The organism is Sphingomonas paludis, assembly GCF_053502515.1.
In genome coordinates, this window is the sequence record NZ_CP187558.1 from 1144253 (window position 1) to 1164792 (window position 20540).

Below are 20540 nucleotides of genomic sequence, written 5' to 3' on the forward strand. Positions count from 1 at the left end.
CCATGTCCGATGAACCCCAGACCGAACTGCAACTGACCGCGTCCGCCGCCGCCCGCGTTGCGTGGATCGCGGAGCGCCAGCAAAAGCCCGCCATCCTTCGCCTGTCGGTCGAAGGCGGGGGATGCTCCGGCTTCCAGTATCGCTTTGGCCTGGCCGACGGGATCGAACCGGACGACCGCATTGCCGAAACCGACGGGGTGCGGCTCGTGGTCGACAGCATCAGCCTGGACCTGCTGCGCGGCGCGCGGGTCGATTTCGTGGAATCGCTGGGCGGCGCGGCGTTCCGCGTCGATAATCCCAACGCTGCTGCCGGGTGCGGCTGCGGCGCCAGCTTTGCCGTCTGATCGCGGGACGATCGGGTGAAGATCACCAGCTACAACATCAACGGGATCAAGGCGCGGCTGCCTCGGCTGATCGATTATCTGACCGAGGAGCAGCCGGACATCGTCTGCCTGCAGGAACTGAAATCCGCCGAGCCGGAGCAATATGCGGATGCCGTCGCGGCTGCCGGCTATCGCGGCGTCTGGCACGGACAGAAAGGGTTCAACGGCGTCGCCATCCTGTCGCGCGGCGAAGCGCCGACCCTGCGCCGGACGGGCCTGGACGGCGAGCCGGAGGACGAACAGAGCCGGTATATCGAGGCGGAGGTCGGCGACCTGATCGTCGCATCCATCTATCTGCCCAACGGCAATCCGCGCCCGGGGCCGAAGTTCGACTACAAGCTGCGCTGGATCGACAGGCTGCACGCGCATGCAGACGGCCTGTTGACCACCGAGCGGCCGGTCGTGCTGGCGGGGGATTTCAACATCATCCCCAACGATGATGACGTCTATTCGGTGCGGGCCATGGCGGAGGATGCGCTGATGCAGCCCGAATCGCGCGGCGGCTACCGCGCCCTGCTGTCACGCGGCTGGACCGATTCGCTGCGCACCCGATATGGCCATGGCGGCGTATGGACCTATTGGGATTATCAGGCGGGTGCCTGGCAACGTGATGCCGGATTCCGCATCGATCACCTGCTGCTCAGCCCGGAAGCGGCCGATCGGTTCGTCGATGCCGGTGTCGACAAGGCACATCGGGGACGGGAACAGGCCAGCGATCACGCGCCGACCTGGGTCCGGCTGAAACACTGATCGGCGCTTGCCGCCTTTTGGCGTATTTTCCTGCGGAGTGGCGAAAAGCGCCAAACGGAAATTCGCTAAGTCATTGATAAATCTGACTTACAGTGTTTGGCACGGCTAATGCACTATCTCTGGTACAGGCAATTGCCCCCGCCTGTGACACCAGGGAGGAAATCATGTTTCGCGCTCACAAGCTGTTCGCCGCCGCCGCTTCGGCCGTTCTCGTCGCAACCACCTTTGGCACGGTCGCCCATGCGCGCCTGCCGGAACCCAAGCCCGAGCCTGCTGCCAAGCAGGAAGAAGCGGCCAAGGAAAAGCGGGCCCAGCGTTACTGCATGGGTACCACGTCCACCGGCACGCGCATCGTTCGCCAGGTCTGCATGACCCGCGACCAGTGGCTGGCCGAAGGCGTCGATCCGCTGAAGCAGTAACTTCTGATCGGTCCGGCATCGGGCGTCCCCAGCGCCGGTGCCGGACCCGATATGCCCCGTCCGCCGCAACCCCGGACAGGGGCACTGCCCCACCGCGCGGGCGTTGCTTTCAGCCATGCCCGCGCGGATGACTTCGGCCCGGTCCCGGCCATGCCGCTTCCCCAGAGCGAGCGCCGGGTCCGGGCCTTTTTTCCATCAGCGTCGGTCGTCAGATCGTCCGGGCATAGACCTGGTACACGCGGTTGACCTTGGCCTCGATCGCGTCGGCAATGGCCTTCATCCCCTGGTTATCGTCCAGGATCCAGCCGATTTCGCCTCGGCTCGCGCCGAACTTGGCCACTGCGTCGCGCCGGATATATTCGATCATCATGAAGGCCAATTGGCTTGCCATGCGCGATGCCTGCAATCGCTTGACCACGCCCATCAGCGGAACGCGCATCGTCCGCGAACGGGGCCGGCGCAGCCACAACAGCAGCTTCAGGAAATTGAACGGGAACAATTTGCCATCGAACCCCGCAATCGCTTCGTTCAGGTCGGGCAGGGTGATCATGAACGCCACCGCTTCGCCATCCAGTTCGGCGATGCGGATCAGGTCGTTGAACACGATCGGCTTCAGCTTCTTGCCCACATCGTCGATTTCGGGCTGGGTCAGCGGCACGAAGCCCCAGTTGTCGGACCATGCATCGTTCAGGATGCCCAGGATCAGCGCGGCTTCCTCGGCGAAACGGCTCTTGTCGACCCGGCGGATGACGATGCGGCTGCTTTTTTCGCCCGCCGCGACGATCCGGTTGACCAGCGGTGGGAAACCGTTGGTGATGTCCAGGTCATAGGTCAGCAGCTGCTTGACCGGCTGATACCCCGCCGCCTCGATCCACGACTGATAATCCGGCCGGTTATGGCCCATCATCACGGTGGGCCGGTGGTCGAACCCCCGGATCAACAGTCCCGGCTCCTCCCAGATCGACAGGCTGACCGGGCCGATCGCGCGGGTCATGCCCATGGCGCGCAATTCTGCCTCCGCCCGTTCGATCAGCGCGGCGGCGCTGGCGGCATCCTCCGCCTCGAACAGGCCCCAAAAGCCAGTACCGGGCCCAAATCCCTGCTCGGCGGGCATATCCAGTGCCAGCCGGTCGATATGCGCGCTGATCCGCCCGACGATCCTGCCGTCCCGTTCGGCCAGGAACAGCCGCGCCTCGGCATGGCTGAACCACCCATTCTTGGCCGGATCGATGCGCTCGGACATTTCCTGCCGCAAGGGCGGCACCCAATTGGGGTCACTGGCATTCAGGCGATAGGCCAGGTCGATGAACGCCTTTCGGTCGGCGGCACCGGTTACCGGGCGAACGGTTAGTTTCGGATCGGCCACGTCTTACCCTCTTGAACTTTGGGCGTTGAAGTCCCTTTTACCATCGGTGATGTCAAGCAACGGCGGGTTTGGCTCACCTGATCGGATGGACCGGGGCGGCTGCGCCACCATCCTGCCACGATTATCCGCCATGGGTTGCGTGTCATGAACGCCTATACCAGCCTTGACCGGCATCATGCCGAACGAACGACGGCGCCCGTTGGCGTGCATCCTGCGCGCCGTCCCGCTGCGGACGACCGGGCGATGCTGAAGACTGCGGCCGAGCTGAGCCGCGATCTGCACCGGGCCAGCCCGCGCATCTACTGGACAGACCTGATCGGGTCGGCGGTGATCGGCTATGGCGCGCTGGCGGTGGCGATCGGCTGGTCCAGCGGCTGGGCGGCGCTGGCCGCCGCAGTGGTCGCGGTATTCGCACTGTATCGGGCCGAAAGCTTCATCCACGAATTGACTCATGTCAAACACGGCCAGCTGCCCGGTTTCCGTACCGGTTGGAACCTGCTGATCGGCATCCCGCTGTTCGTCCCCAGCTTCCTGTATGAAGGGGTGCACCAGCTGCATCACGCCAAACAGCGGTACGGCACGGATCAGGATCCCGAATATCTGCCGCTGGCATTGATGAAGCCGTGGAGCGTCCCCGCGTTTGTCGCACTGTCGGCCATCGTGCCGCTGGCGTTGATGATCCGGTTTGCCCTGCTGACGCCGCTGGCTGCGCTATTCCCGCGTTTCGGCGCCTTCCTGGTCAGTCGCTGGTCGGCGCTGGCGATCAACCCGGCTTTCCGTCGCAAGACGCCGGATGGTGCGGCTGCGCGTCAGTGGCGCTGGCAGGCCGCCGCGACCAGCCTGTGGGCCAATGCCCTGATCCTGGGCATGGTCATGGGTGCCGTGCCGGTCCGCGGGTTCGCCATTTTCATGGCGGTGCTCAGCATGGCCGCTGTGGTAAACCAAGTGCGGACGCTGGTCGCGCATCTGTGGGAAAATGACGGCGAGCAGCTGAGCCTGACCGCGCAGTATCTCGATTCGGTGAATGTGCCGCCGCCCGGATTGCTGCCGTTCCTCTGGGCACCGGTCGGCCTTCGCTATCATGCGCTGCACCACCTGTTGCCGGGCGTGCCCTATCATTCGCTCGGCGAAGCGCATCGCCGGATCAGCGCGGCAGTGGACCCGTCCTCGCCCTATCACCGTGCCAGCTATGACGGGCTCGGCGGGCTGCTGGCGATGCTGGTCGGCAAGACGATGGACCAGCGCAGCCGCTGATCCGCAGTCGCCGGTCGGCCCGGGCGTTACCTGCGACGGCTTCCGCATGTAACATTTGCAACCGCGTTCCGATCTCCAATCTGCTATTCATGCTGCAGCTGCACAGCGGCTAGCCGTGCAGCCATGCCAGACCATGGGGATGGAGGTGGCGCGTGAACCTTTTGCAATTGGGTGGATGCCTGATCGGGCGTCATCATCGGAACGGTCGCCTGGCCGTCATCGATGCCAACGGGATATCCCTGTCACGGTGCAAGGGATGCGGACTGAAAATGTATAATCCCGGCACCGGCTGGCGGCTGGGCAGCCCGAAGGGGCGCTGAATACGGGCGGGCGGTGCCCCCGCCAGACATGCCCTGCGCCGTCGCCTGTGCGCCCGCTATTCCTCCGTTCGGATCAGCACCGCTTCGCCGATCAGCAGGAACAGCAGAAACGGTGCCCATGCCGCCAGGAACGGCGGATAGGCACCGATATTGCCCATCGCCAGCGCGAAATTATCGGCCACGAAATAGGCAAAGCCCAACGCCATGCCGATCACCGCGCGCACGAACAGCTTGCCCGATCGCGCCAGCCCAAAGGCCGATATCGCGCCCAGCAGCGGCATCAGCACCGCCGACAGCGGCGAAGACAATTTGTGCCACAAACTGCCCTCCAGCGCCTTGGTCGGGCGACCGGCGGCTTTCAGGTCGTCGATCGCTGCCGACAATTCGGTAAAGGACAGCCCATTGGCATTGACGCTGCCCAGCGAAAACTGGTCCGGGCGTACCTCGCGCCCCAGCCGTACCGGCCCCAGCGGTTCCAGCCGCGCCGGTCCGACCAGGAAACGGCGCGCCCCGTCCAGTCGCCATTGCCCGTTCTCGCGCACGCCGGTTGCTGCGGTCAGCACGGATATCAGCCGGCCGCCATCGCGTTCGTAAACGGTGATTCCCTCCAGCCGCGTCGCCTCGCCCCGGCCGCTGACCCGGGTGACCCGGATCAGGTTGTTGCCGTCGCGCGCCCATACATTGGCCCGGTCCCCTCGATCGACCTCGACAGCGGCATAATCGACCGCGCGCCACGCATCCAGCGTCGACGTCGCCCGCGACACGATCCGTTCGTTGAACGCAAAGGATACCGCCGCCACGCCCAGCGCCGCCAGGATCAGCGGGGCCAGCACCTGATGCGCGGACAGGCCCGATGCCTTCATCGCGACCACTTCGCTGTTCTGATTGAGCGTGGATAGCGCGACGATCGTGCCCAGCAAGACGGAAAAGGGCAGGAACCGCGCGATCAGCTCCGGCACGCGCAGGCTGACATATTTCCAGATCTCGGCATCGCCGTTTCCGGGCGCAGCCAGCACCTTGGCGCTTTCGGACAACAGGTCCAGCGATTGCAGGACCAGCACCAGCGCCACCAGCACTGCCATGGTGCGAGTGATGAACAGCTTGGCCATATAGATGGACAAGGTGCGCGACGGGAAAAAGGACGGGCTGTTCGCGCTCATGCCGACACTCTCCGTCTGCCGGGGATCAACCGGGCCAGCGCCTTGCCCGCCTTGCCGAACACGCGCTCCAGCGCACCGATCGGCTGGCCGCCGGGGACATAGGCGATGGTATAGTACATCCAGCCGACCAGCCCGGCAAAGATGACGAACGGTCCCCACAGCGCGATGACCGGATCGATCCGGCCCAGCGCCCCGAAATCCTCGCCATATTCGTTGATCTTGTGCTGCGTCACGATCATCACGATCGACACGAACACGCCCAGCGCCGATGTCGAGCGTTTGGGCGGCACCCCCAGTGCCAGCGCCAGCAGCGGCAACAGAAAGATCGTCACTACCTCCACCAGCCGGAAATGCAGGTTCGCCCAGCTCTTGTTGCGATCATCGGCGGGCGTTGCCGGGTCCAGCCCGACCCGGATCAGCTCGGGCAGCGTCCGTTCTAGATTGGCCCCGCCGCGCCCGCGAAAGGTTTCGGATTTGGGCAGCGGAATGGGCAGGTCATGCTGGGAAAAGGTCAGGACGCGCGGCTCGACGAACCCCGGCTCGTAATGGATCAGCGTGCCGTTGGTCAGCCGGAACAGGATGGTTTCCTTGTCCTCCGTCGCCAGGAACTGCCCGCCATCCGCGGCGACCGCCATCCACCGGTCATTGTCCTGGCGCATCTGGGCAAAGATGCCGCTCAGCCGGGTGCCGTTGTCCCCGCTTTCCTCGATCCTGACGGTGATGTTGCCGGGAAAGGTGGTGAATTCGCCCACCTTGATCGACGCACCCAATGCGCCGGAACGCAGGTCGAATCGCAGTTCCTCGTAATTATAGCGCGACCAGGGCTGGACCCAGCCGACGATCAGCAGGTTCAGCAGCGCCAGGCCGATGGCGTACATGTACGGCACGCGCATCAACCGGCCATATCCCATGCCCACCGCGCGCATCACGTCCAGTTCCGACGTCGTCGCCAGCTTGCGGAACGCGAGCAGCGTGCCAAGCAACATGCCGATGGGGATGCCCAGGCCCATATATTCGGGCAGCAGGTTCGCCAGCATCCGCCACACGACGCTGACCGGCCCGCCCTCTGCCGCGACAAAGTCGAACAGCCTGAGCATCCGGTCGAGCACCAGCAGCAGGGCGGCAATGACCAGCGTCGAGATCAGCGGCACCGCGATCAATCGCGCCATGTAGCGGTCAATGGATTGCATGACGCGCGGCCAGGCCTTTCGGGCATTCCCGCTTGAACGCGGGCGTTCATGAATTGAAGGGTGGATATAGCGAGCGCCGGACCGGGCGTCACCCCCGGCTGACACGGCTCGATACCCATGTTCTTTAAAACCCGTTCGTCCGGAGTAGCCTTCGAGCCTGTCGCGAAGGCGTATCGAGGAACGCTGGCCAGCATTTGCCTCGATCCGGCATCTCGACGGGCTCGATGCCTACTCGACACGAACGGTTGGGCAGAATGACAAGCACAAGCTGCCCCGCGCCCGTGCGCGACCCCTCAAAAGGTCGTCTTACCCGATCGCGCCCACAGCCTTGCCCGCCGCTTCGAACAGCGCCAGCACGCGCTGCAACTGATCCGGCCGGTGTTCGGCGCACAGCGAACAGCGCAGCAGGAAGGTGCCCGCCGGCGTCGCGGGCGGTCGGGCCATGTTGACGTACACGCCGCTGTCCAGCAGCGCCTGCCACATCGCCACCGCCTGGGTCTGATCGGTCAGGATGACGGCGATGATCGCCGATTCGGGCGTCTCGGTGCCCAGCTTGAACCCCAGCGCCTTCAAGCCGCCATGCAGCATCCGCGCATTCGCCCACAGCCGCTCGCGCTTGTCATGCGCGGTCATCAGCTTGCGGATCGACGTGGCAGCCGTGGCGACGACGCTGGGCGGCAGCGACGCGGTGAAGATATAGGGGCGGCAGGCCAGCCGGATCGCCTCGAACTTCGGATGGTTCGACACGCAGAAACCGCCGACGGTGCCGACGGATTTTGAAAAGGTGCCGACGACGAAATCCACATCGCCCTCACAGCCCAGCGCCTCGTATACGCCGCGGCCATTGGGGCCGAAAAAGCCCATGGAATGCGCCTCGTCGGACAGGACCATGGCGCCATGCTTCTTGGCGACGGCGACCATTTCCTTCAGCGGGCCGATATCGCCCAGCATGGAATACACGCCCTCCAGCACCACCAGCTTGCCGGCATCGGCGGGCAGGCGGCCCAGCCTTTTGTCCAGATCGGCCACGTCATTGTGGCGGAACCGGACGATCTCGGCCACGCCCTGCTTGCACCCGTCATAGATCGATGCATGGCTGTCGGCGTCCAGGATGATGTAATCGCCCTTGCCCGCCAGCGTCGAGATCATGCCCAGATTGGCCATGTAACCGGTCGAAAATACGATGGCCCCGGTCATGCCATAGAAATCGCGCAGGGCCTGTTCCACCTCCATATGGTCGCGGAAGGTGCCGTTCAGCATCCGGCTGCCGTTGGTGCCCGATCCGAACTGATCGAGCGCGGCATGGCCAGCCGCGATCACATCGGCGTCGAACGTCATGCCCATATAGTTGTACGTGCCGAGCAGGATCGTGTCCTTGCCCTTGATGACGGCTTCGGTGGGGCTGGTGACGCGCTCCATCACGATGGCGAACGGATCGGTGACGCCGCTGTCCAGCAGCGCCTTGCGCTCCGCGATCAGGGCGTCGAACTTGCTCATCAGGTCGCGCGGCTCGGTCGTCGGCAGGGCCTCGGTCGGCGCGTGCGCGGTTGCTGCTGCTTCGGTCATCGGTTCATACCCCAAAATCCGTTCGCGCTGGGCCCGTCGAAGCGCTGTCCTTCTGCATAGGGCAAACAGGGCAGGGCTTCGACAAGCTCAGCCCGAACGGTTTAATGTTTCCGCTCAAGCGCTCTTCAGCTTCACCACCGCATCGACCAATTGGCCGACCGTCTCGATTTCCGCCTGCATGTTCATCGTGATGATGATGTCGAACTCGTCCTCGATGGATGCGACGAAATCCATCACGGTCAGGCTGTCCCATTCCAGATCGCCGGCAAAGGTCGTGCCTTCGCTCAGGGCAACGCCCTTCTTGTTGAACGGTTCGATCAGGCCGGAAACGGTCTCGAAAATCTGGGTGCGGTCGGTCATGCGGCGTCCCTTAATCTGCTGCCTGTCCCCTGCCAAGCGAATGCGGCGAAATCGGGGTCGGCCCCATTGCCAGCGGAGCGGAAAAGCGCGAAGCATCCCGACGATGCGCTGGTTCGTTCTCTTCCTGTCGCTTGCCGTTGCCGGTACGGCGCCCAAGGCGGCAGCGCTGAGCTGTACGCCCGGCCCATATATTTTCTTTTTCGACTGGGAATCGGCCGCGCTGGACGACAGGGCAATTGAAATTCTGACCAATTCGGTGCGTAACCGTGGTGCATGCGGCACGACCCGGATGGTCATTTCCGGTCACAGCGATACGAGCGAAACGCCGGATATTGCCGACGCAAGGGCCCGGGCGGTGGACCGCTGGCTGATGGGCCACGGCGTCGCCCCGGACCAGATCGAGGTCGAGGCGCTCGGTGCATCGCGCCCGCTCATCGAAACCGGTCCCGACATCCGGGAGGTCCAGAACCGGCGGGTCGAAATCCTCTTTGCCCCGTCTTCGCGGCCAACGCTTGAAAAGTAGGATTTCGGCTGCTTTTCCAGTCGGATGGCGGTTGGAGCTACAGACAGGCGAGAGGGTGGTCGACAGGCTGGGCGTTGGTTGACACGCCGTCCGTACACCCATTCATTTCGTCAAAACTGTCAACCGTCCAACCGGACCGTCACCCTAGAGCAGCCCCGCATCCCGGTACCAGGCTGCCGTTTCCACAAGCCCCTGTTCCGCCGGGATGCTTGGGCGCCACAGGCTGGCCGGGGGGCGGGCGGTATCGGCGACCGTCCAGTCGGGATGGCACATATACCCCACCCGGTCGGGCGTCAGCTTGGCCCTGTCACCCTGCACTGTGCGGGCGACCTTTGCTGCCAGCGCAAGGACGGGGCGGGGCAGGGACAGGGGGATGCCCCGGCCGCCCGTCGCCCGGCCCAGCGCGCGGGCGAAATCGGCATGGCTCCACCCCCCCGGCGTCTCGTCATCCGCTTCATAGACCGCACGAATGCCCACCGGCTCCAGCGCCAGCGCCAAGAGCAGCCGGGCAAGGTCGTCGACATGGATCGTCGAAAAGCGGCCGGGCGGGGGCAGGGGCACCAAGCCCCGCCTGGCCAGCCGGAACATCTCCAGCATCTCATGGTCGCCGGGGCCATAAATGGCTGGCGGGCGCACGATGGTCCAATCGAGGCCGCTCGCCATCACCCGCTTGTCGCCTTCCGCCTTGGACCAGCCATAGACGGACAGGTTCGGCTCCCGCGCCGACAGCGAGCTGACATGGACGAAACGACGAACCCCAGCCGCTTTTGCCGCATCGACCATGGCCTGAGTGCCGTCGATATTGCCCAAAACGAACCCGGCCCGGTCGGGTGCGTTCACCACGCCCGCGACATGGATCGCCGCACCCGCACCGCTGACCAGCGCAGTCAGGCTGTCCGGCCGGTCCAGCGCGCCCGGCACCCAGGTGACGCCCGGCCGCTCCGGCTGATCCCGCCGGGTCAGCGCCCGGACGTCATGGCCGTTGCGCGTCGCCAGCTCGATCAGCCGCGTACCGACAAACCCCGTCCCGCCGGTAAGCGCAATGATCACAGCATCACCAGATGATCGCGGTGGACCAGCGCGGACCGCGGGGCATAGCCCAGGATCGCGGCCTGTTCGTCGCTGCGCTTGCCCAGCAGCCGGGCGGCATCATGCGCATCATATTCCGACAATCCCCGGGCAATCGGCCCCGCCGGCCCCTCGATCGTCACCGGGTCACCCCGGAAAAACGCACCGCGGACGGATACTGCCCCCGCTGCCAACAGGCTCTTGCCCTCGCTCAGCGCCTTGGCTGCGCCCGCATCGACGACGATGCTGCCCTTTGCCGTCAAACGGCCGGCCAGCCATGCCTTGCGCGCCCGCGCCCGCTTTTCAGGCCCGAACAGCGTATGCCGCGCCTCCGCCGACAATGGCCGGTCGATCCGGCCCGACGCAATTGCCAGCGCAACGCCCGCCCCGCATGCGATCTTGGCCGCCTCGATCTTCGACACCATGCCGCCCGATCCCATGCCGCTGGCGGAACCCCGGTCGGCCATCCCCTCGATCCCGCCGTCGATCCGCTCGACCAGCGGGATATGGACCGCGCCGGGCAGGGCGGGGTTGCGATCGTACAGCCCGTCGATGTCGGACAGCAGGATGACACCCTGCGCCCCCGCCGCCTGCGCCACCCGCGCCGCCAGCCGGTCATTGTCGCCGAACCGGATCTCGGCCGTCGCCACGCTGTCATTCTCGTTGATGACCGGCACGACGTTCAGCCCGAGCAGCCGGTCCAGCGTCGCCGATGCGTTCAGGTATCGCCGCCGATCCTCAAGGTCGTCCAGCGTCACCAGCATCTGCGCCGCCGTCAGCCCCTTGGCCCCCAGCACTTCGGCCCAGACCTGGCTGAGTGCAATCTGCCCGGTCGCCGCCGCCGCCTGCGCATCCTCGAGGCTCGCGCGTCCGCCTTTGCTCAGCCCCAGCCGCCGCGCCCCCAGCGCAATCGCGCCCGAGGACACGACCGCCACCTGCTGCCCGGCCCGCGCCCGCTCAGCGATATCCGCCGCTATGCCCGCCAGCCAGTCGCGCCGCACGCCCCCATCATCGACCAGCAGCGCCGATCCGATCTTGACGATCAGGCGCGGGCAGGATGCGGGCGGGAACAGGTGCATGGGGATGCGCTTAGCGCGGGTCAGGCGCAGCGCCAATCAATCCCGCGCGAAAATCTCGTCATGCGGCATCGTCACGCTCAGGCTGGGCAGATGCAGATCGACCGGCGTGTCATAGGGCTGCTCGTTCCAGCCATTGGTCGCGGTGCGCTGATGAACGTGCAGCCGCTCCGTTGCAATATCGATCATCACGATCGTATCGACACTGGGCAATGCCTTGTACTCAGGCACCTTCATATTGAGATCGGTTCTCGCGGTGCCAGCCGAAAGCACTTCAAAAATCACCTTGGGATCATCGAAGGCTTTTGCGTCGTCATTTGCCGTACCGTCCCGGCCGCAGAACACGGTGACATCGGGGTAGCGAACCCCGCCACTATGGGTCTGAACGGCCATGTCAGAATTATAGTGCGTGCACCCTTTGCCGCGGAGCCGCTGACGAAGTCCGGCAAAGATGTTGCCGCTGACCGCAGCATGGCGAGCGGTGCCGCCCGCCATCATCCGAATGACGCCGTTTTCCAGCTCCGCCTTATGCTCGCCGAAATCGATCTCGAGAAACTCGCGCGCGGTCAGCAGCGGATAATGAATCTGCGTTGCCATGGCTTCATTTACCAGCCGCGCCAGCTCAGCGGAAGCACCTCAGACGGGCGACCATTCGATCGCGTCCTCGCCATCGTCCGTATCGCTGGGTGTCCGGGCACGATCGCCGATGGCCTCCAGCAATTGGTCCAGCACCCAGTCGATGCCGGTGCCGCTGGCGCCCGACAGCGGGATCACCGGTCCGCCGCTCGCTTCCTCCAGTTCGGCGGAAAGCGCTGCGATCAGCTCGTCGTCCAGCGTGTCGATCTTGTTCAGCGCAACAATCACCGGCTTGTCGGTCAGGCCTGCCCCATAATTTGCAAGCTCGTCGCGGACGATCCGGTAGCTGGTTGCCACATCCGCGTCATTGGCATCGATCAGATGCAAGAGCACCCGGCACCGCTCGATATGCCCCAGAAACCGGTCGCCGATCCCGGCGCCGTCCGCCGCACCCTCGATCAGGCCGGGGATGTCGGCGACGACGAATTCCTGCCCCTTGTGCCGCACGACGCCCAACTGCGGCCGGGTGGTGGTAAAGGCATAGGCGCCGACCTTGGCCTGCGCATTGGTCACAGCATTGATGAAGGTTGATTTGCCTGCATTGGGCAAACCGACCAGGCCCGCATCGGCCAGCAATTTCAGGCGCAGCCACACCCATGCCTCGTCGCCCGGCCATCCGGTACCATGCTGGCGGGGCGCGCGGTTGGTGCTGGTCTTGTAACTGGCATTGCCGCGCCCGCCGTCGCCGCCGCGCAGGAAGACGACCTCCTGGCCTTCTTCGGTCAGGTCGAGCAGCAGCGTGCGATCCTCGTCATCCGCCAGTATCTGCGTTCCGACCGGCACCTTGATGATCAGGTCGTCGCCGCCCGCACCCGTCCGGTTCGCACCGGAGCCGCCCTTCCCGCGCGGTGCCCGGAAATGCTGGGTGTAGCGAAAATCAATGAGCGTATTCAGGCCGTGGACCGCCTGAAAGATGATGTCGCCGCCCTTGCCGCCGTCACCTCCGTCGGGGCCGCCATATTCGATGAACTTTTCACGCCGAAAGCTGACGGCACCGGGGCCACCCATGCCGGAACGGACGAAAATCTTTGCCTGATCGAGGAAATGCATGGCGGCGCATCTAACCGATTGTGGGGCAGGGGGATAGGGTCGCGCTCAGGGGGCGGGTCGATGCTCGTCATGTGCCGCGGCCAGCATCCGCGCCGCAAGCTCGCGCGCCTTTTCCCGGGGCAGACCCAGCGCGCGGGCCATGGGCGCCCCCAGCAGCGCATCGCCCAGCGCCATCAGCACCAGGCTGAGCGTCTCTTCATGCAGCGAATGGCTTTCGGCGAAATGGCTGTCCTTGGCCAATTCATCGACCAGCCCGTGGATCGCCTCCAAGATCGGATCCAGCGCATCCTCGTTGCCGGACAGGATCATCCAGCTTGCCAGGGCACCGGCACCCTCCGTGTCGAAAGCATCGAAGGTCAGGTCCACCACCTCGCGCGGGTTCTGATCCCCCTCGCGCGACCGCAGCACGGCCGCGCCGATCTTGGCGGTAATCGTCTCCGCCAGATGCGCGATCAGCGCGCGCTGCAATCCTGCCGCGCTGCCAAAATGGTGGAGCAGATTGGCATGGGTGCGCCCAATGCGCGCTGCCACTGCCTTCAGGGTCACCGCCTGCGGTCCCATTTCCATCAACAGGGTACGCGCGGCCTCAAGCGCGGCTTCGCGGGACTCCTCAGGGCTCAGGCGACGTCGGGGGGAAAGCGATGCGAGGGTACCGGTCATGATCGGCCCAGTCTGGCGCAATTGCGGCCCGAACGCAAAGGATGCGTCCGGGCCGCCCATTCACGCTGCCATGCGTTCGACGGGATCGTCGCCGCCCATCACGCGCCTGGTATCCAGGTCAAGTGCCATGGTGATGCAGTCGTCATGCTGGCCGCGCGCTGCCGACCATCCGGGCGACGTACCGTTGGGCGTGAAGCCCAACCGGGACAGCACCCGGCCCGACGCCGGATTATCGATGAAATGACTGGCGGTCAGGCGCGGCACGCCCATCGCGCGCGCCAGATCGATCACCGCCCGCCCGGCCTCCGTCGCATAACCGCGATGCCAGGCAGCGGGGGTCAGCCAATAGCCGAACTCGGTCGGGCGATGGTCCAGCGGACCGTAGCCGATCCCGCCAATGATGGGCGCATGATCGCCATCGCGCGCACAGATCAGGAACGAAGCGGCTTTCGGTGTGGACCGCATGTCGGACAGAAACCGTTCGGCGTCCGCCGTACCATAGGGCCACGGCGCGCGGGACAACTGGCGCACCACGTCCCAATGACCGATGGCACGGGCAAGTTCGGGTGCATCCTCGATCCAGCCGGGACGCAGCAACAACCGCTGGGTACGCACGAACATGGGTCACTCTCCTCTGTTCTGTTCTGGCCCCATGAACGCCGGACATGACGATTTGGGGTCAGAAGCCGAAGGGGAGGGAGCACGAAAAAAGGGAGCCGGGACGACCCGTCTCCCTTGTTCGCTGGTTCCGCCGTTGCCGGGGAACACCGGGTCGTCCTGGTGGACAACCCGGCCGGTTGTCCGATGTTATTCGGCTGCTTCCGCCATCATGTCCACGCATGCGAACTTGCGACCAAGCTTGCCTTCGCGGAACGATACGCGGCCATCAATCAGTGCGAACAGGGTGTGATCCTTGCCCATGCCGACATTGGTGCCCGGATAGAATTTGGTGCCGCGCTGACGCACGATGATGTTGCCCGCGACCACTTCCTGGCCACCGAACTTCTTCACGCCAAGACGACGACCGGCCGAATCACGACCGTTGCGCGACGAGCCGCCTGCCTTTTTATGTGCCATGACCTATACTCCTCGTGTCTCTTGGTGGGGCTCAGGCTTCCGCGGCCGGGGCTTCTGCCTCGGCGGGAGCGGCCTCTGCCTTCTTGGCCTTGGCGGCCTTCTTCTTCTGCTCGCCGATGGCGACGATCTTCAGGATCGTGTGCTGCTGACGATGGCCGTTCTTGCGGCGATAATTGTGGCGGCGGCGCTTCTTGAAGACGATGACCTTCTCGCCCTTGGCCTGTGCGATCACTTCAGCGGTGACGGTCAGGCCGTCCACCGGCTTCAGCTCGCTGCCTTCGCCGGCGAGCAGAACGTCGCCCAGCGTGACCGACGAACCGGCCTCGCCATCGATCTTCTCGACGACGATCTTGTCTCCTTCGGCAACGCGATACTGCTTGCCGCCCGTGCGTACGACTGCGAACATTTTCCGGCGATTTCCCAATAAAACCTGTCCCGCGAGGGCAAAGCCACCGCGAGTGAGCGGGCCAGCTATGCGATAGGGGGGGGAAAGTCAACCGAACAGCCCGGTATTTCCGCCCGGGTGGTAAAGAAAGGCCGGCGGGGTTGCCCCCACCGGCCCGTCATTGTCCGGCCGCTCGATCAGAAATCGAGATTCAGGCGCGCATAATAGAATCCGCCGTTGATCCCGATCGGCGAATCATCGGGATAGACGCTGCCACTGATGGTACCGCCGGTGGCGACATACCAGTTCTGGTTGGCCAGGCCCGTCGCGCGGTAGTTCCTGTCCGGATAGTTGTTGAAGATGTTCTCGGCGCCGATCGCCACCCTTGCCCAAGGTGTCAGCTGATATGCCGCTTCCAGATCGAAGGTCCATTCCGACCCGATTTTCAGATCGCCGCCATTCGCGGGCAGGGCAAAGCTGGTGTAGCTGTCGAAATAGCTGGCCCTGCCCGTCACCGCCACCGGACCACTGGTAAAGGTTTCGGTGATGTTGCCCCGGAATTTGGGAATGCCGTTTTCGATGTCGCCCCGACGCTCGCGATTGATGAGCGTCAGCACGCCAAAGGCATTGCCGGTGTCGATCGTGTCGGCCCGGGTAACCTCCGTTTCGTTGTAGTTGCCGGCAAGCGTCGTCGCGAACCGGCCCAGGCCCGTGTTCATGGTATAGCTGATGACGACATCAACGCCCTGCGTCCGTGTGGCGAAGGCATTGGTGAAGTACCGCAGCTGGCCCAGCGATTCGGCGTTGGCAACATTGGCATTGCGCAGGATCTGACGCTTGGCCTCGTTGTCCACCAAGATGGTTCCGGTCAGCCCGATACGGTCATCCACCTCGATATTGTAATAATCGACGGTCACCGACAGCGAGCTTAGCGGGGTCAGGACCAGGCCCGCTGAGTAGTTCTTGGATTTTTCGGGACTGAGCGGGGTGGCGCCGGCGGCCTGGGCTGCCAGGGAGCTGACCGGATAGATGGCCGATTCGATCGGGTTCGGCCCCTGGAACGCGGTGGCGACGTTGGTGGTGAACAACTGGCCCGGGGTCGGTGCGCGGAAGCCGGTGCTGGCCGCGCCGCGAACGGCGATGGCCGGGCTGAATTCGTACCGCGCCGTCGCCTTCCAGTTGGTCGTGGTGCCGAACAGGTCGAAATTTTCGTGCCTGACCGCACCCGAAACCGACAGCCCGGGCAGCGGATCGACTTCCAGCTCCCCGTAAAAGGCATAGCTGTTCCGGCCCTGGTTCACCGTCGAATCCGGACCGTAGCCGGGGAAGCCGTTCGACCCCAGCTGCTGGGCGGTGTTGACGAACCGCGTCCCGTCGGCCCGCTGGACGGTCTGCAGCCCGTAATTGCCGATGGCATAGGATGCCGGATCGCCCAGCGAGATCTGATAGGCTTCGTTGCGGTGCTCCGCACCGAAGGCGATCGTCAGGTCGGACGCCAGGCCAATGTCCACAGGATAGGTGAAATCGGCGTTGAAGTTGGTTTCACGCTGGGTCAGCCGGCCCATGTAGAAGTCGGTCGGCGATTCCGGTCCCATCGACGGATTGAGCGTTTCCGTCATGTAATAGTCGATCGAGTTTTCGCCGTAGCTGGCCGAAAAGTCGAAATTCAGTCCGCCCAGATTGCCGCGCAGACCGCCGACCGTCGATAGATCCTTGACCGTACCATAGAAGCGCGGGGTGAAGCCGAGCGGATAGAGCGAACGGAAATTGAATGTCGCCCCTTCCGCCGAATAGACCGGCCGGCCGCGGGCATCGGTCAGCCCCGGAATGGGAGTGGTGTACAGGGTGTTGAAAATGCCGCCGGCAAGGGCGTAATTCTGCGTTCCCGTGCCCAGTGCATTCGGGCCGGTGATCGAAACCGGCTGGCGATAGTTGAAATCGCCTTCCTGATCCGATTGACCCATATTGCCGAAGAAATAGGCTTCGATGTCGTCGGTGACGGTGAAGCCGGCATTGATGAACCCGCGAAACGCCTCGACCTGCGGATCGCCCCAGATTTGAACCGGGTTGCGGATATTGCCGTAAAGGGCGGGGTTTGACGCCGCCAGCAATGCGGCACCGGGCCGTTGCACGCCCCGGCTGGTCTGTTCGGACCGGAGATATTCGAAGGCGATGGTGGCATAATTGCCCTCCGGCAACGGCAGGCCGTATTTGACCGCGAGCTGATAATTCTCGCCGTCCCCTTCGAACGTCTGGCCGATCCGGCTGTTCACTTCCAGCCCGGCATCCCGCTTCAGGCCGTAGTTGATGACCCCGGCGATCGCGTCGGACCCGTATTGCGCGGCCGCGCCGTCGCGCAGCACTTCGATGCGTTCGATGGCGATCGTCGGAATCTGGGCCAAGTCGGCGCCCTGGGCACCGGCCGCAAGACTGCCGCCGCCGATCTGCACCAGCGCGGCACGGTGGCGGCGTTTGCCGTTCACCAGCACCAGGATCTGATCTGGCGGCAGGCCGCGCAGCGTCGGCGGTCGCACAAAGGTCGAACCATCGGCAATGGCAAAGCGCGCGACGTTGAACGAGGGGATCAGGTTGCGCAGCAGGTTGTTCATGTCGCCCGATGCCTGGGTTTCCAGCGTCTGCGCGGAAAACACGTCGATCGGGACGGCGGATTGGGTGACGGTTCGGTCGGTACGACGGGTGCCGGTGACGATAATCGATTCATCGGCAACGTCCTGGGCCGCCGGCTCAGTCGTTTCGATCGGTTCGTCGCTGGCCGGATCGGCCAGGACGGGTTCTGCCCATGCGGTTGCGGGCAACGCCCACAGGCTTGCTATCGCAAGCGCGCGCACGGAGGTGGTTCGTGCAATCATCAAAGCTCCCCTTTGTATTCTGCAACCAGAGAAACAGGAGCCTTTCCGATCCTCTCTTGTCCTATTCTGTCTGTCTTTTCATCGCTGGTTCCTGCTGCTGATGGTTTTTTGTTTTGTTATTCGGTGATCGCGCGGCGCATCGGCACAAAGCCGACATCAACGCCGCCGTAGAAAAAGGTTTGGCGCGGCCCGGCCGCAAAGCCCTGTCGGGCATAGAAATCGACGCCCGACAGCGTTGCCATCAATTCCAGCGCGGTAAATCCTTCGGCCTGCGCAGCGGCGACGCAGTGATCAAGCAGGCGGCGGCCGAGCCCCTGGCCTGCAGCTTCTGGCGCGACGAAGAAGGCGCGGATGCGGGCGGCTTCGCTGGCCGGGTCCAGGGCGCGGTCCATTCGTCCGCTGGCCTGATCGCCACCGAACAATGTTTCACGCCGGCTCCAGCCGCCACAGGCAAGGATCGTTCCGTCCGGACCATCGATACAGAAATAGGTGCCATCGTCGATCAGCCGGCTGTCGACGCCGAACACATGGGCGATCGCCGCCTCGATCTGGTCGTCCCGATAATAACCGGCCCCCAGCATGCGGGCGGACCGCGCAATCATGGCGTTGAGGGTCGGGATATCGTCGCGCCGCGCGTTCCTGATGGTCAGGACTGGCGGGGCGTTGGCAAGCATCAGCGTCGACCGCGTTCGCCGGCGGCGGCGCCTGTTGCTGCGGACATGGCCATCAAACCAGTCATCCCAATTCCCATCCGAACCCACACGGCATCAATCCGCGTGGCTGCAATGCCCTGCCGTCATCCTCGTCGTCGGGTAATCGCTTGGCTGTCCTTCCCCCGAAGAATCAGCTCAGACGTCATGGCTACGTAACAATGCCGCACTGCGCAAGACGCCGCTGCACTGCACACTAGCTTGCGGCGCACCTGTGACTAAACTGTCGCATGTCCCGCGATCAGCGGCGATTTCAGTGCCGGTGGACACCCTTCAGCCGGTAGCGGCCGTCCTGATAGCCGTCGAACAGCCCGTTGATGTCGGGGTGGTCCACCGGCTCGTCGCTATCGTCCGGGATCAGGTTCTGCTGGCTGACATAGGCCACATAGCTCTGTTCGGCATTTTCCGCGAGCAGGTGATAAAAGGGCTGATCCTTGGTCGGCCGGATATCCTCCGGGATTGCCTGATACCATTCCTCGCTATTGGCGAAGACCGGATCGACATCGAAGATCACGCCGCGAAAATCGAAAACGCGGTGGCGGACGACGTCACCGATGGCGAAGCGGGCAGCGGAAACCGGGGGCATTGGCGGCCCGCTGTCCAGCGGCGGGCGCTGTGCGGGGCGGGGATCATGTCTCATTCCCGCAATTTAAGCCTTTGTTGGCGTGCAACAAGTGCCTGGTGATCCCGCGATACGATCAGACGCTTGTGCATGAGCGATGCTTGCGTTAGACGCGCGCCTTCATTCGACCGGCCGAGGGGCGCTTTCGTCCCACCAGCCTCTGCGGAGAGGTGCCAGAGTGGTCGATTGGGACGGTCTCGAAAACCGTTGTGCCTTTACGGGTACCGTGGGTTCGAATCCCACCCTCTCCGCCACCCATTTCAATGCAGCGCAATGCCAAGGATAATGGCGGACAATCCGTTCGCCGGCTGTTGCGGTCGCGCGCTAGATCTAGGCTGCTGCGCGCAGCATCGGGCGGGCATTGGGTCGGCAGGGGTGGCAGATGGTGCGGGCGGGGGGACTCGAACCCCCATGGCCATAGGGCCGACGAATTTTCTTACCCGCTACGGCTTTCGCCGCCGCCCCGTTGGGGGCGTTTGGGGTCTGGACTATCCCTTCACCCTGCTCCGCCGGGGCGGAGGGTAGGTGCTGCCCGTCTAGTCTCTACACCTTCCCGTTGCCGGGCTTGGCTCGGGATTGCCATGTTACAGGGTTCCCCGAATTTGAGCAGTTCTACGTCACCGGTTTCCCGGTGCGCACTCAATCTTTGGCTAAGTCCGTTGCGTCTACCGATTCCGCCACGCCCGCACGCCTCGCCCGGCTATACCGAGCAGCGGATTCATCGCCAAGGCTGATCTTCGGGTCGCAATCGCCAGGTCGGGGTTGGTGCGTCATTCGCCCATGTTCAGGCGGATGCGCATTTCCTTGCCCGGCTTGAAATAGGGAACCCGCTTTGCCTGCACCTCGACCATTTCGCCGGTGCGCGGATTGCGCCCAGTCCGGGCATCCCGGGGTCGGGTGGAAAAGGCACCGAACCCGCGCAGTTCGACGCGGCCGTCCTGCATCAGGCGGCTGGTGATCTGGTCAAAGAAAATGGTGACGATGTGTTCGATCTCGCGGACCGACAATTCGGGGTTGTCCTGAGCGATCAGGCGAACCAGTTCGGAACGGATCATGAGCATCCTCCGCGGTGACCGCTTGGATCAGGATCGGCCC

General features: G+C 64.3%; 22 protein-coding genes and 1 tRNA gene. 6 read left to right on the forward strand and 17 right to left on the reverse strand.

Features of this window, described 5'->3' with window-relative positions; translation table 11 throughout:
* The first annotated feature begins 2 nt into the window (after window positions 1–2).
* The 3 genes from erpA (at window position 3) to ACPVPU_RS05515 (ending at window position 1552) form a co-directional block, all read left to right on the forward strand.
* Entirely contained in the window at window positions 3–344 is a 342-nt protein-coding gene (gene erpA / locus ACPVPU_RS05505; protein ID WP_448659966.1) for an iron-sulfur cluster insertion protein ErpA, read from the forward strand.
* A gap of 15 nt (window positions 345–359) precedes the next feature.
* Window positions 360–1133: an exodeoxyribonuclease III gene (gene xth / locus ACPVPU_RS05510; protein WP_448659967.1), complete on the forward strand. Its 774-nt coding sequence runs from the start codon at window positions 360–362 to the stop codon at window positions 1131–1133.
* 164 nt (window positions 1134–1297) lie between these two features.
* Window positions 1298–1552 carry a hypothetical protein gene (locus ACPVPU_RS05515; protein WP_448659968.1) on the forward strand — a complete coding sequence of 85 codons (255 nt, stop codon included), beginning with the start codon at window positions 1298–1300 and terminating at the stop codon, window positions 1550–1552.
* Window positions 1553–1760: 208 nt separating this feature from the next.
* Here ACPVPU_RS05515 and ACPVPU_RS05520 read toward each other — a convergent pair whose 3' ends face one another.
* Complete coding sequence (locus ACPVPU_RS05520; RefSeq protein ID WP_448659969.1) at window positions 1761–2918, reverse strand: N-acetyltransferase; 1158 nt, start codon at window positions 2916–2918, stop codon at window positions 1761–1763.
* Between the two features lie 144 nt (window positions 2919–3062).
* Here ACPVPU_RS05520 and ACPVPU_RS05525 point away from each other — a divergent pair, with 144 nt between their 5' ends.
* Complete coding sequence (locus ACPVPU_RS05525; protein WP_448659970.1) at window positions 3063–4172, forward strand: fatty acid desaturase family protein; 1110 nt, start codon at window positions 3063–3065, stop codon at window positions 4170–4172.
* Between the two features lie 376 nt (window positions 4173–4548).
* Here the strand turns inward: ACPVPU_RS05525 and lptG are convergent, their stop codons facing one another.
* The 4 genes from lptG to ACPVPU_RS05545 form a co-directional block, all read right to left on the reverse strand.
* Window positions 4549–5652: an LPS export ABC transporter permease LptG gene (gene lptG, locus ACPVPU_RS05530; protein ID WP_448659971.1), complete on the reverse strand. Its 1104-nt coding sequence runs from the start codon at window positions 5650–5652 to the stop codon at window positions 4549–4551.
* Complete coding sequence (lptF, locus tag ACPVPU_RS05535) at window positions 5649–6842, reverse strand: LPS export ABC transporter permease LptF (RefSeq protein WP_448659972.1); 1194 nt, start codon at window positions 6840–6842, stop codon at window positions 5649–5651. The genes lptG and lptF overlap by 4 nt, the downstream gene beginning before the upstream one ends.
* Before the next feature lie 306 nt (window positions 6843–7148).
* Window positions 7149–8408, reverse strand: coding sequence for a serine palmitoyltransferase (spt, locus tag ACPVPU_RS05540; RefSeq protein ID WP_448659973.1), 1260 nt, complete (start codon window positions 8406–8408; stop codon window positions 7149–7151).
* 114 nt (window positions 8409–8522) lie between these two features.
* Window positions 8523–8768: an acyl carrier protein gene (locus ACPVPU_RS05545; RefSeq protein ID WP_448659974.1), complete on the reverse strand. Its 246-nt coding sequence runs from the start codon at window positions 8766–8768 to the stop codon at window positions 8523–8525.
* 103 nt (window positions 8769–8871) lie between these two features.
* Here ACPVPU_RS05545 and ACPVPU_RS05550 point away from each other — a divergent pair, with 103 nt between their 5' ends.
* Window positions 8872–9291 carry an OmpA family protein gene (locus ACPVPU_RS05550; RefSeq protein ID WP_448659975.1) on the forward strand — a complete coding sequence of 140 codons (420 nt, stop codon included), beginning with the start codon at window positions 8872–8874 and terminating at the stop codon, window positions 9289–9291.
* A gap of 144 nt (window positions 9292–9435) precedes the next feature.
* Here ACPVPU_RS05550 and ACPVPU_RS05555 read toward each other — a convergent pair whose 3' ends face one another.
* The 11 genes from ACPVPU_RS05555 to hspQ form a co-directional block, all read right to left on the reverse strand.
* The gene (locus tag ACPVPU_RS05555) at window positions 9436–10341 is read right to left on the reverse strand and encodes an NAD-dependent epimerase/dehydratase family protein (RefSeq protein ID WP_448659976.1); all 906 of its coding nucleotides are present in this window, start codon (window positions 10339–10341) and stop codon (window positions 9436–9438) included.
* Window positions 10338–11438 (reverse strand): glutamate 5-kinase, encoded by a 1101-nt coding sequence (gene proB, locus ACPVPU_RS05560; RefSeq protein ID WP_448659977.1) that lies wholly within the window; start codon window positions 11436–11438, stop codon window positions 10338–10340. The genes ACPVPU_RS05555 and proB overlap by 4 nt, the downstream gene beginning before the upstream one ends.
* Window positions 11439–11474: 36 nt before the next feature.
* The gene (locus ACPVPU_RS05565; RefSeq protein ID WP_448659978.1) at window positions 11475–12032 is read right to left on the reverse strand and encodes a Uma2 family endonuclease; all 558 of its coding nucleotides are present in this window, start codon (window positions 12030–12032) and stop codon (window positions 11475–11477) included.
* A gap of 39 nt (window positions 12033–12071) precedes the next feature.
* On the reverse strand, window positions 12072–13121 hold the full coding sequence (gene obgE / locus ACPVPU_RS05570; RefSeq protein ID WP_448659979.1) for a GTPase ObgE: 1050 nt from the start codon (window positions 13119–13121) through the stop codon (window positions 12072–12074).
* 45 nt (window positions 13122–13166) lie between these two features.
* On the reverse strand, window positions 13167–13781 hold the full coding sequence (locus tag ACPVPU_RS05575) for a TetR family transcriptional regulator (RefSeq protein WP_448660426.1): 615 nt from the start codon (window positions 13779–13781) through the stop codon (window positions 13167–13169).
* 60 nt (window positions 13782–13841) lie between these two features.
* Window positions 13842–14402: a GNAT family N-acetyltransferase gene (locus tag ACPVPU_RS05580; protein ID WP_448659980.1), complete on the reverse strand. Its 561-nt coding sequence runs from the start codon at window positions 14400–14402 to the stop codon at window positions 13842–13844.
* Window positions 14403–14588: 186 nt separating this feature from the next.
* On the reverse strand, window positions 14589–14858 hold the full coding sequence (gene rpmA, locus ACPVPU_RS05585; protein WP_448659981.1) for a 50S ribosomal protein L27: 270 nt from the start codon (window positions 14856–14858) through the stop codon (window positions 14589–14591).
* Between the two features lie 31 nt (window positions 14859–14889).
* Window positions 14890–15264 (reverse strand): 50S ribosomal protein L21, encoded by a 375-nt coding sequence (gene rplU, locus ACPVPU_RS05590; RefSeq protein WP_448659982.1) that lies wholly within the window; start codon window positions 15262–15264, stop codon window positions 14890–14892.
* Window positions 15265–15440: 176 nt separating this feature from the next.
* Window positions 15441–18113 (reverse strand): TonB-dependent receptor plug domain-containing protein, encoded by a 2673-nt coding sequence (locus ACPVPU_RS05595; protein WP_448659983.1) that lies wholly within the window; start codon window positions 18111–18113, stop codon window positions 15441–15443.
* A gap of 116 nt (window positions 18114–18229) precedes the next feature.
* Window positions 18230–18787 (reverse strand): GNAT family N-acetyltransferase, encoded by a 558-nt coding sequence (locus ACPVPU_RS05600; protein WP_448659984.1) that lies wholly within the window; start codon window positions 18785–18787, stop codon window positions 18230–18232.
* A gap of 289 nt (window positions 18788–19076) precedes the next feature.
* Window positions 19077–19463 (reverse strand): heat shock protein HspQ, encoded by a 387-nt coding sequence (hspQ, locus tag ACPVPU_RS05605; protein ID WP_448659985.1) that lies wholly within the window; start codon window positions 19461–19463, stop codon window positions 19077–19079.
* A 146-nt stretch (window positions 19464–19609) separates the two neighbouring features.
* On the opposite strand from hspQ, the gene ACPVPU_RS05610 reads away from it, so the two are divergent.
* Window positions 19610–19699, forward strand: a tRNA-Ser gene (locus tag ACPVPU_RS05610).
* Between the two features lie 516 nt (window positions 19700–20215).
* Here ACPVPU_RS05610 and ACPVPU_RS05615 read toward each other — a convergent pair.
* Window positions 20216–20500 carry an integration host factor subunit beta gene (locus ACPVPU_RS05615; protein ID WP_448659986.1) on the reverse strand — a complete coding sequence of 95 codons (285 nt, stop codon included), beginning with the start codon at window positions 20498–20500 and terminating at the stop codon, window positions 20216–20218.
* Window positions 20501–20540: the final 40 nt, after the last annotated feature.

Excerpts from the sequence above, each read along its gene's own strand:
- rpmA (WP_448659981.1), bottom strand. The coding sequence starts at position 14,858 with ATGGCACATAAAAAGGCAGGCGGCTCGTCGCGCAACGGTCGTGATTCG.
- ACPVPU_RS05615 (WP_448659986.1), bottom strand. The coding sequence starts at position 20,500 with ATGATCCGTTCCGAACTGGTTCGCCTGATCGCTCAGGACAACCCCGAA.
- ACPVPU_RS05575 (WP_448660426.1), bottom strand. The coding sequence starts at position 13,781 with ATGACCGGTACCCTCGCATCGCTTTCCCCCCGACGTCGCCTGAGCCCT.
- obgE (WP_448659979.1), bottom strand. The coding sequence starts at position 13,121 with ATGCATTTCCTCGATCAGGCAAAGATTTTCGTCCGTTCCGGCATGGGT.
- lptG (WP_448659971.1), bottom strand. The coding sequence starts at position 5,652 with ATGAGCGCGAACAGCCCGTCCTTTTTCCCGTCGCGCACCTTGTCCATC.
- hspQ (WP_448659985.1), bottom strand. The coding sequence starts at position 19,463 with ATGAGACATGATCCCCGCCCCGCACAGCGCCCGCCGCTGGACAGCGGG.
- lptF (WP_448659972.1), bottom strand. The coding sequence starts at position 6,842 with ATGCAATCCATTGACCGCTACATGGCGCGATTGATCGCGGTGCCGCTG.
- ACPVPU_RS05515 (WP_448659968.1), top strand. The coding sequence starts at position 1,298 with ATGTTTCGCGCTCACAAGCTGTTCGCCGCCGCCGCTTCGGCCGTTCTC.
- ACPVPU_RS05580 (WP_448659980.1), bottom strand. The coding sequence starts at position 14,402 with ATGTTCGTGCGTACCCAGCGGTTGTTGCTGCGTCCCGGCTGGATCGAG.
- ACPVPU_RS05565 (WP_448659978.1), bottom strand. The coding sequence starts at position 12,032 with ATGGCAACGCAGATTCATTATCCGCTGCTGACCGCGCGCGAGTTTCTC.
- ACPVPU_RS05550 (WP_448659975.1), top strand. The coding sequence starts at position 8,872 with ATGCGCTGGTTCGTTCTCTTCCTGTCGCTTGCCGTTGCCGGTACGGCG.
- ACPVPU_RS05525 (WP_448659970.1), top strand. The coding sequence starts at position 3,063 with ATGAACGCCTATACCAGCCTTGACCGGCATCATGCCGAACGAACGACG.
- ACPVPU_RS05545 (WP_448659974.1), bottom strand. The coding sequence starts at position 8,768 with ATGACCGACCGCACCCAGATTTTCGAGACCGTTTCCGGCCTGATCGAA.
- proB (WP_448659977.1), bottom strand. The coding sequence starts at position 11,438 with ATGCACCTGTTCCCGCCCGCATCCTGCCCGCGCCTGATCGTCAAGATC.
- spt (WP_448659973.1), bottom strand. The coding sequence starts at position 8,408 with ATGACCGAAGCAGCAGCAACCGCGCACGCGCCGACCGAGGCCCTGCCG.
- erpA (WP_448659966.1), top strand. The coding sequence starts at position 3 with ATGTCCGATGAACCCCAGACCGAACTGCAACTGACCGCGTCCGCCGCC.
- rplU (WP_448659982.1), bottom strand. The coding sequence starts at position 15,264 with ATGTTCGCAGTCGTACGCACGGGCGGCAAGCAGTATCGCGTTGCCGAA.
- ACPVPU_RS05600 (WP_448659984.1), bottom strand. The coding sequence starts at position 18,787 with ATGCTTGCCAACGCCCCGCCAGTCCTGACCATCAGGAACGCGCGGCGC.
- ACPVPU_RS05595 (WP_448659983.1), bottom strand. The coding sequence starts at position 18,113 with ATGATTGCACGAACCACCTCCGTGCGCGCGCTTGCGATAGCAAGCCTG.